This window comes from Bacillus cereus group sp. N21 (genome assembly GCF_016483395.1).
GTDB lineage: Bacteria > Bacillota > Bacilli > Bacillales > Bacillaceae_G > Bacillus_A > Bacillus_A pseudomycoides.
The window spans coordinates 1-411 of sequence record NZ_JAEHBX010000251.1 but is presented as its reverse complement, the minus strand read 5'-3'; the positions used below and the strand labels follow the sequence as shown (position 1 = coordinate 411).

Sequence of the window (411 nt, the reverse complement as noted above, 5' to 3'; positions counted from 1 at the left end):
GGTATACTTTTACAGACGTACCAAGAACTCACTACATATTTGAATACATAGTAATGAAAAGTGAACCACAAGGTGTACCTTTGCGAACACATAAAAAGAAGAATCCAAAATGGACTCTTCTTTTATAAATTTAAATGGGTAAGATTTAGATATGTCAGAGCATTCCTCAAATCATTCTGTAAGTAAAGAGTGGCACCTCATTCCCTAAATCGTTTCCATACCCCATATACTTGTGGCCAAGTAAAAAAGCGCCCTGTAAACAGGGCGCTTCACTTTTACCTAATGACTAATATTAGCACTTGGGTATAATGTCGTTCCTCCAATTGAAACTTTGATTTCATTTGTTAATGGAACATTTTGTTCATTAATAATTGTTCTCCACCATTCCCATGCAAGACCTGTACATTCTCT

General features: G+C 35.5%; 1 protein-coding gene. It reads right to left on the bottom strand.

Annotation, left to right across the window (positions count from 1 at the left end; all coding sequences use genetic code 11):
• Window positions 1–279 precede the first annotated feature (279 nt).
• Window positions 280–411: thiol-activated cytolysin C-terminal domain-containing protein (locus tag JDS96_RS30725; RefSeq protein WP_199669122.1), on the bottom strand; the 132-nt coding region annotated here is incomplete at its 5' end.